This is a genomic window from Ligilactobacillus apodemi DSM 16634 = JCM 16172 (assembly GCF_001434405.1).
Lineage (GTDB): Bacteria > Bacillota > Bacilli > Lactobacillales > Lactobacillaceae > Ligilactobacillus > Ligilactobacillus apodemi.
This window is the reverse complement of record NZ_AZFT01000006.1, coordinates 1-10590: the sequence shown is the minus strand read 5'-3', so window position 1 is coordinate 10590 and position 10590 is coordinate 1. Positions and strand designations below refer to the sequence as shown.

Sequence of the window (10590 nt, the reverse complement as noted above, 5' to 3'; positions counted from 1 at the left end):
TATATCTTATTTTTTATGTATTTACCCATTATTTTTTGATAACCAACAAAAAACACCTCTTAAAACAGTTCTTACCGTTTTAGGAGGTGTACTAGTATTCGATTATCACTAAGCCAAAATAATTCAATACTTTTAACTAATAAAAAACAAGCATTCAAAAGAATACTTGTTTTTCCATGCTAAGCTTGAGCTGCACCCCATGTCACTGTCGCTTCAACATTGGCAATTAATTTATCACCATATTTAGCAGTTTGATTATCATTGTAGAAATTCCAGGCTTTTTGATCAGCTGTATTTCCTTCTGTAAACCAATAGACATAGTGATATGCATCACCATTTTCTGTATAGTAAGTCGTTTTACCTTCAAGTGCTGTCTCAATTCCACCCATACCCTTAGCAATTGCTTCTAAGGTTGATTGTGACATAGTTGTGTCTGCAGCGCCTGAAAGTAGTGCTGTTGCATCAGAGGTTAATGGATCGATCATGTCACTTGCGCTTACGAGGTCTCCTTCAGCTAACCCATTTTGCAATGCAACATTATCACTATTCCAAACTTTAGTGATCTTAAAAGCAAGCGTTGACGTTAAATTTTGCGGTGTTTCATAACCATTTAAAAATCCATTGTACATCTTGAGAGATTGGAGTGGATGTCCTTGATCATCAAACAAGGCAACATTATCCCATGTTGATCCACCCCATGTAGGTTCACCATTATAATACATTACACTGTCTGGTGCATAGCCAACTGCATATTGTGAAGCCCAACCTGTACCATACTTATCAGAGGCATCTTTGTTGTATTGCCAGTTTTCCCAACCAGCTTTTACAGGGATCCAAGCAGGTTCCCACCAGAAGCCACCTAAGCCACCTTGTGCGATCAATGCCTTGTACATATCCGCCATTGCATCAACTTGTCCTTGTGGATCATGACTATAAGCTTGAATTTCAGAATCTGCCCCAATTGAGTTACCTGTACCATCTGAATCACGAACATTGTTGATCCAACCAGTTTCAAGTACGACTACTTGCTTACCAAATTCTTCTTTGGCCATTTTTTCAACGCCTTCAAGACTCTTAGGTGTATTAGCACCCCAGCCCATATCAACGTCATCATACCAACCGTTACCATCGTTTGTAGACCAGAATGGGTAATATGAAGTTCCTAGTAAATCGTAATCAACATTGTTATCACGTAAGGCAGTCATAATATTACGATATTTTGGCACATTTGGTGTTTCTAGTTGGATAGCAATCTTAGCATCTGGTAAAACTTTACGAACAGCACTTGAACCGGCATTTAAATATTGGCAGATCTCACTTGCCTTAGTTTCATTTCCCCAGATGTTGTAGTAAGATTCACCACGATCTCGGTTTGAGTAAATGCCAAATACACCATTTGTAATCTCATTACCAATTTGAACCATTCCGATATCAACACCAGCATTCTTCAAATCAGTTAAAATCTTACTTGTGTAGTTGTAAACTGACTTAGCTAATGCTTCACCGCTTTCATCTTCCCAAGCTTTAGGAAGTGGTTGTTTAGCTGGATCAGCCCAGAAATCAGAATAATGGAAGTCTAAAAGTACTTTCAAGCCATATTTTGAGGCATCCGTTGCCATCTTCATGACATTTTCTTCGCTACAATCCCCACCAGCATAGGTGTTATTGTTAGCATCATACGGATCATTCCAAATACGCAATCTGATCCAGTTGACCCCTGCATCTTTTAATACCTTGTAAATTGGAGCTTCATTGCCATCAAAATCATAGAATTTGACGCCTGCATTGATCAAGGATTGATAACTTCCAATATCAACGCCTCGGATCATATCATCAGTCATACCTTCAATTGGTTCAACCTTAACAGAATCATAACGTAATCCAGTATCCGTACCAGTCTTATAAGCTAAGTCAATTTCTTCATCTGTCATTTGACTAGTTGGAACTCCGTTGACACCCGTACTTGGTGCAACAGGTGCTCCCCAAGTTAACGTAGCTGAATAAGTTACAGTTAAGACATCGCCATAAACAGCATCTTTATTGGCTGCCAAAAAGGCCTCTTGCTTACCAACTTGGTCCCCATCAAACGTATCGCTCAACCAAAAGACATAGTGGTAATCATTGCCATCAGTTCCCTTATAAACTTTTTGACCTTCAAGTCCAGATTCGTTACCTGGCAAACTACTAAAGATCATCTTCAAGTTTTGTTCACCGATTTTTTCACCTTTAACACCATCTAATAATGACGTGTCTACAGTAAATGTACTTCCAAGCTCATCAGCGCTAATCACACTTCCACTTGTTAGCCCATCAATTGCTGTTGCATTAACACCTGGTGCTAAATATGTTTCTGAGACTTTAGCCGTTAGACTAGAAGTTGCTTTAGTTTGCTCTGTTGTTGAATTTTCACCTAATGTAAAGACAATAATGGCAACATTTAAGGTTCCATCCATATTCTTAGCACCAACACCAAGTGCTGTCTTAGATAAATCAGCTCTTGGGGTGTAGCTTGCCATAAAATCATTTATTGCTTGAGTTACTGCAGCTTTCATATCTGAACTATCATAACTCTTTACCCAAATAGTATCAGCAGTTCCTTCAAATAATGCGTTTGTTTTAAGATTTTTTTCTACTGCTTCAGCCGTTGCAGTTAAATTATTTCGTGCCACTAACTGAGCAACATCATGAACTGAGAAAGCTAGATAATTATCATTTTGATTATCCCAATTTGCATCGATCGTTTGACGATATTTATCTTGGATAGCAGCAGCAATGCCATCAGCGACTTCTTGACGGTAATCTTGTAGTGAAAGATCTAGTAAGGCACCACTAGTTCCAAAAGTATAACTTGTTCCATCAATCAAATGACTGCCGGTATACATTGCACCATCAAAGGTATCAAAGTAGTATTTGCTACCGTCAATGTCTTGCCAACCATATTGCATTTGAGCTGTTGTTGGCGAATAATATACAGTCTTATTTTGATCAGAAATATACTGGAATCCTGTCATTACTTGACCGTCTGTGAATAAATACCAATTTCCTGCAATCTTTTGTTGACCATCAAGATTTTCTAATGCTCCATCAAAGGTATTGAAATCATATGTGGTACCATCAATTGTTTGTTGACCGTATTGCATTTGACCATCTTCGTTATAGTAAACAAGTTTATTTTGATCTGGAATATAATTGATACCAGTTTGCATTACACCATTAGCATCAAATAGATACCAGTAATCACCGATTTTTTGTTGACCAACACTCATCTTGCCATCATAGGTATCAAAATAATAGACGTTACCATCAATCATTTGCCAACCATACTGCATTTGACCTTTTTCATTGTAATAAACAGTCTTATCTTGTTCTGGAATTTCTACAAAACTAGTCTTCATTGCTCCATCAAAAGTATCAAAGTAGTACCAGTTATCGTCGATCTTTTGTTGACCATATTGCATCTTACCATCAGCTGCGTAATAGACTGTCTTGTTTTGTTCTGGTATCTCTACAAAGCCAGTCTTCATCGCTCCATCAAAAGTATCAAAGTTATACCAGTTGCCGTCGATCTTTTGTTGACCGTATTGCATCTTACCATCAGTTGCATAATAGACTGTCTTGTTTTGTTCTGGTATTTCTACAAAACCGGTCTTCATCGCACCGTCAAAAGTATCAAAGTAATACCAACTGCCGTTGATCTTTTGTTGACCGTATTGCATCTTGGCCGTTGTTGGATCGTAGTAGACAACTTTGTTTTGTTCTGCAATCGTTTGAAAACCTGTGACTATTTGTTGTTGTTGATTAAATAAATACCAATTGTTTGCGATCTTTTGTTGACCCTTTGCTTCGATCGCACCTGTAACAGGATTTGTTTGATAAACTTTATTATCAATATTTACTTGGCCATGTTGCATTTGACCTTGTTCATTATAGTAAACTAATTTATTTTGAGTTCTAATATATTGAACACCGGTTTGCATTGCACCATTAAAGGTATCAAACAAGTACCAACTACCATTGATCTTTTGTTGACCGTATTGCATTTGATAAGTTGTTGGATCGTAGTAAACTGTCTTATTTTGATCAGTAATCGTTTGAAAACCTGAAAGATAATTGCCTGTTGCATCCACTAAGTACCAATTACCATCTTGGTTTACTTGCGTATATTCTGGCGTTGTCGCTACTTCTTTGGATGTTGCAGTAGTATCCGTTTGAGAATCTACCGTAGCAGTATCTGTTTTTAAATCAGCTGTAGCCGAATTTGTTGTTGCTTCACTACTCGATGTTTCAGCAGACGTAGTTTCATTAGTACTACTTGAAGTATCAGCTGTGGTTGCTTTTGTTGTCTCAACTTCTTGGCTTGCCTTACTTGTATCTACCACAGTAGTATCTTTAGTAGCTGTCGTCACATCAGTCGTTACAGCTGAATCTGTTGTTGGAGAATTTGTCGCATCACTTGTATTGTCTACTGTACTTTCATTTTCAGATGATGAACTTTCTACAGTAGTTGCTGTATCTTGACTCGTTGTACTTTTATCAACTGTTGTTGTTTGGTTTGCATCAACTGTTGTTGTTTGATCAGCTTTAACATCCCCAGTTGCAAAACTCATAGATACAGCAATTGTAGCAATGGCAGCAAATACCCAATTTTTGCCAGCCTTATACATCTTATAATGGACTTTTCTTTCAAACATTAATAACTTACCCTTTCCTGATTACTTAAGTCACTTAAATTTTATCACCAATAATTATTTAAGTATATTTTAAAAAGGTAAATTTTTTCTAATTTAAATTATAATTTCTTATACGTATGTTTTTATCTTCCATTTTCATAGGCACAAAAAGTTCGCAGAAAATAACCTAGGTTATTCTCTGCGAACTTTTCTTTTTATCTCAAGCTCTTCTTACCTTTAAAATACGGAAGTTCGGCCTGCAGTTTCAATTTCATCTAGTTTTTGTAAAACTTTTTCTTCGACTACTTTACCAGTCGCATCAGTTGTGTACTCGACACTATTTACCGTAACTTTCCCATTGATTAATTTACGGCCATTTTCGTCGTAATAGTAAGTATCACCACTTGCTGTTTGCAAGAAACCATTTCGGACTGAGACACCATTGGCTAAGAAGTAATATTCTGCCGTTGTGTTATCTGTTGTTATTTGTAAAGAAGTATTTGAAACCATATTTCCATTTTCGTCAAAGTAATACCAGTTGTTTTTACCATCTTTAACGAAAGCATTAGTCATGATTTTACCCATATCGTCATAGTAATTGACAGTACCATCTTCATTAGTCCAAAAACCTGTTCTAAATGGTTCGCCACCATTATCCACAACTTTTCCTTCTAATTGACTTGGTAAGAAGACTTCATCTGTTTCAGCAACTCGGTAATATTGATTACTATCATGTAAAACATAGCCCACACCACGACGTAATACATTAGTTCCGTTGAAATACTTAGCAGACCATTGAGTGATCTTTTCACTTGGATCAATTGTTTCACCCGTCGAAACTTGCTTAGTTGTAAATAGTGTTGGATATTTTTCTTGTAGTTCTTCTAAGAATTTACCACCATATTCAGCCTGATATTGGCCACCACCAACTGTATTAACCACATAAGCAACATTATCAAGGGCAGTACCATCGATCTTACCACCATATTCATCGGTCCGTACAACTGTTACAACTTCTTGACCAGACAAGCTATAAACTTGATCTGGTACATAGTCAGCAATAACTTGAATCCCTACACTGTGAAGTGCTTTGATCGCATTGATCAAATCTTGATAAGATCCATACTTATTATTCTTGCTCATTGCAAGGTCGTAACGGTCACTAAAGGCATAGCCATTATCAATCGTAGAATCAATAAATGTTCCATCACTAGTTGAGACATATTGCGGTGCTAATTGGAAACTTGTTACACCCCATGACTTGAAGAGCTCTGCATTTTGCGCAATTAATGCATTAGCATTCTTAGAATCATCAGATGGGAAGGCTTGGAAATTAGAGAATCCTTCGTAAATAACATTAGAATCCAAGGCAGCATTTGAGTGGAACACAGAACCATCAGTTGATGCTTCTGTACTTGCTTCAGTACGTGCATCCTGTGTTTCGCTAGCACCAACTGGAACCCAAAGTGCTACATAGCCAGAAACATAAGGATTCAATACACCTCTGATTGCAGTATTTGCTTGAACTTGTCCGTTAACAACAAGATCTTTGTTAGTGAAGATCAAATCACCATTTTCATCAGTATAAGCTATTGGAGCACCATCATCTGATGCATAGTTGAGAATACCATCATCAGTAGCGATCATTGCTGCTCGATAAGCTTGATTCTTATGCGCAGCTCCCATGTGAAGTACTACAGTATCTCCATCAGCTAAAGTAAGATTACTATTATTGCTAATGATCAAACCAATACCTGTTGTTCTCGTTTCAGCAGTTCCAGTATCACTGGCATTTAATGCATCTTTACCTAAACGAACACTTGTAAGGATATCATTTTGGTCAACATCCATTGTTTGACCACCAGAAACATATTTGATCCGTGTCTTCAATAAATTATCAATTGAATCGTAGTAGATCGATTTCGTTTCCATATATTGACCGTTATCAGTAAAGAGATCACCGTAATAAACACGTGGAATTACATCTTTATTAGTTAATAACATTGCATATGAACTTGGAATATTGTAACGATTATAGTGTTTAACCGTTGCTTTTTGGTCTTCCATATAATCTTCCATGGCAGCTTCGTATTCTTCAACTGTAAAGCTTGCTCCCCATGAACGACCATACTTATCTTGCATAAGAGTCATCAAATCTTCTTGCATTGAAGCATCATGAGCACGAACAAATGCATAGTTAGGAATTGCGGTGTTTTCTGTATTATCTACCGAACGATCAACTAAATACCATTCCAAGAAACGCTTCATGGATGATGCTGTTTCTGATGATTGACCTAACGAATACTTCATTTGTTGTACTAAGTAGTCATCCATTGTTAATTCTGGATTACCAATAGAGTTCGTATATGTTGCATCACGATTATCCCAGTCTTCTAAGATCGAGATATGTTGGTTAGCCGTAGCATCGTTAGCTCCAACATTAAAATGTGCTCGCAAGTAATCACCAGCTAAACTCAAGATACTTGCATCCATATTATCAACCGCATCAATTCGAATTCCATCAAAATTAGCACTTGGGTCATTAGCAGTAATTTCACCAAAATTCATTAAATAATGCAACCAGTTCAAATCTTCAGCTTGAACAACTGGATTAGAATTATCGACGTCGTTAGCAAGTAAAAATTCAGGCCCGATACTATTTTCTGAGATCATGGCTGGTTGATAGCCTAACTTCCGGTAATCCGAGTTAGCCCAAGGAGTAAGATCACTATTAACATAAGTTAAAAATCCGCCTTGGAATTTTTGCATCCCAGTATTACGAAGATCTTCACTATTTTCGTTCCAAATATCTTCAGTTTCAACAAACTCTTGCATTAATATTCTTAGCCAGTCTGTATTACCTTCTGTAGTGATTTTACTTTCAATATTTCGTTGAATCATTTCAGTTGCATAATCCATATAACTTGAATCAGAATCACTTGTGAAAGTATCATCTGTGTCAAACAGACCATTATCTTTCATAAAATTGATATAATCTGCTCTAATTTGATTATCGGGCCACCATGTCATCAGCAATGGACGAAAATCACTTTCGGTTGAAGCTTGCCAAGTTGTACCATTAACTAAAATTTCTTTTGGACGATACCAGCTATCTGCCGTCAAAAATCCATTAACATTTTCAAAGCTGTCGCCGTCAAACGAATAAGCTGCATTATTAGCTACAAATTCCGCATTATTACTTTCAACGCCTTGTTCATATTGTTGAGTAAGTGCATTGGTTCCTTTACCCGTTGTTGCATCAAAATACGTATAAGTATTATCTGCATTCAAAAGCATCAAATTCTTCTTGATCGTTCCAGAAATCGGGTCTACATAATAAAGATCGCCGTTAATATTTTGTACCCCTGTTAATAATGCACCTGTATTTGTATCAAAAGATAAAGTTACATTATTAACAGTTTGGATACCTTTTTGAAGGCTACCATCATAACTATCAAATAAATACCAGTTTCCATCAATGTTTTGATAACCATATAATATTTGAGCCGTTGTTGGGTCATAGTAAACAACTTTGTCTTGGCCATAAGCGCTGAGGTCTTGGAAACCTGTTAACACGTTTCCGTTTTCATCAAATAAATACCAATGTCCAGCTATCTTTTGTTGACCTGTAGCTTCTAGCGCACCATCAAAGGTATTGAAAGTATAGTTCACACCATCAATATTTTGTTCACCATAAAGCATCCAGCCATCTTGATTATAATAAACGAGCTTATCTTGTTCTGGAATGAATTGGAAACCACGTTGCATCGCTCCATCTTGATCAAACAAGTACCAATATCCAGCTATCTTTTGTTGACCTGTAGCCATTGCACCATTAAAGGTGTCAAAATAACGAGTAGCATTTTCTACCCATTGCCAACCATATAGCATCCAACCATCTTGATTATAGTAAACTGTTTTATCTTCACCATAATCTTTCAAATTTTGAAAGCCTCGTTGCATCGCTCCATCTTGATCAAATAAGTACCAATGATCGGCTATCTTTTGTTGGCCTGTTACCATGGCGCCATCAAAGGTATCAAAGTAACGAGTAGCATTATCCACCCATTGCCACCCATACTGCATTTGACCATTATCAGCATAATAAACAGTTTTATTTTGATCTGCTAAAGTTTGTAAGCCGGTTTGCATAGCTCCATCAAACGTATCAAACAAATACCAGTATCCATCGATCTTTTGTTGACCATATAACATCCAACCATCTTGGTTATAGTAAACTGTTTTATCTTCACCATAATCTTTCAAGTTTTGGAAACCACGTTGCATAGCTCCTGTTGTTTGATCAAATAAGTACCAATGTCCGTTGATATTTTGTTGACCATAGACCATTTGCGCTGTATTTTGGTCATAATATACAGTCTTTCCTTGGTCTGCAATGTATTGCCAGCTATTAACAACTTTATTATCAGTACTATATAAGTACCAATGTCCAGCTATTTTTTGTTGGCCTTCACCAATAATTGCACCTGTAATTGCGTCAGTATGGTATTGTTCACCATCAATTTCAACCGTACCATATTGCATTTGACCATCAGCATTATAGTAGACTAATTTTTGTTGATCTTTGATGTATTGTAAGCCAGTTTGCATGGCGCCATCAAACGTATCAAACAAATACCAGTAACCATCAATGTTTTGTTGACCATACTGCATTTGGTAGGTTGTTGGATCATAATAAACAGTTTTATTTTGATCAGTAATCGTTTGGAAGCCACTTACAAAATTTCCACTTGCATCTTGCAAGTACCAATTTCCATCAATATTTACTTGCGTTGTAGTTTGAGCTGATTCATCTTTATCGCTAGTTGTAGTCGCTGTGGCTGCTGTAGCTGTTGTGTCACTTACATTATTAGTTTGTGCATTGTCATCGGTAACACTATTTTCAGTATTCGCAGTGGTAGTTGCTGCCTCGGTGTTACTTGTTGTATCTGCCTGTGCATTTTCTGTTGTTGTTGCAGTTGTTGTCGCATTTTCTGTTGTTGTGGCTGTCGAATCAGTATTTTCCACAGTTGTAGCTTGCTGTTGTGCTGAAGCTACTTGATCAGTTGCCGTTGCTTGAGTCTCACTCTCATTTGTTACATTGCCAGTAGCAGCTGAATCAGTTGTTGTTTCAGCGTTAGCAACACTATCACTATCAGAAGTTGAACTTTCAGTTGACGTCTCTGCTGTTTGTACTTGTTCAACTTGAGAATCACTAGAACTTGTATCTACAGCATCAGCAGATACGTCATTGACCATTGCAGCACCAAAAACAATTGAAGTAATTGCTGCAAATACCCAGTGTTTTCCTGACTTATACATCTTATAATGTAGTTTTTTTTCAAACATTCTTTATATACTACCCCTTGTTTTTAATTGTTACTTAGTTTTTCAAGGCACCATTAAAGGTGTTAAAATAATATTTTTTGCCATCAATTGTTTGCCAACCGTAAAGCATCCAGCCATCTTGGTTATAGTAAACTGTCTTAGCTTTACCATTTTCCATAACGGTTTGGAAACCACGTTGCATTATCCCTTGCTCATCGAATAAATACCAATGTCCATTAATGTAACGTTCACCAGTTGTCATTGCACCATTGAAGGTATCAAAATAATAGGTATGATTATTGATCCGTTGCCAACCATAGAGCATTTGACCATTGTTACTATAATATACCGTCTTATCTTGATCTGCGATATAAACAAAGCCGGTTTGCATTGCACCGTTGAAGGTATCAAAATAGTACCAATGCCCATCGATCTTTTGTTGACCGTAAAGCATTTGACCGTTGCTACCGTAATATACTGTCTTGTTTTGATCTGCGATATAGACAAAACCGGTTTGCATTGCACCAGTTACTGGATCAAAGTAGTACCAATGTCCGTCGATCTTTTGTTGACCATATAGCATTTGACCATT

3 protein-coding genes are annotated in these 10590 nt (G+C 37.0%); all 3 read right to left on the bottom strand.

All coding sequences use genetic code 11. From position 1 onward, the window contains the following. Nucleotides 1–179 precede the first annotated feature (179 nt). Nucleotides 180–4691, bottom strand: coding sequence for a glycosyl hydrolase 53 family protein (locus tag FC32_RS01240; RefSeq protein WP_082587117.1), 4512 nt, complete (start codon nucleotides 4689–4691; stop codon nucleotides 180–182). 216 nt (nucleotides 4692–4907) lie between these two features. After that, a complete protein-coding gene (locus FC32_RS01235; RefSeq protein WP_056957205.1) occupies nucleotides 4908–10019 on the bottom strand; it encodes a glycoside hydrolase family 70 protein in 5112 nt (1703 codons plus the stop codon). Nucleotides 10020–10053: 34 nt separating this feature from the next. Then, nucleotides 10054–10590, bottom strand: a 537-nt coding sequence (locus tag FC32_RS01230; RefSeq protein ID WP_420835858.1) for an N-acetylmuramoyl-L-alanine amidase family protein, incomplete at its 5' end; no start/stop codon positions are given.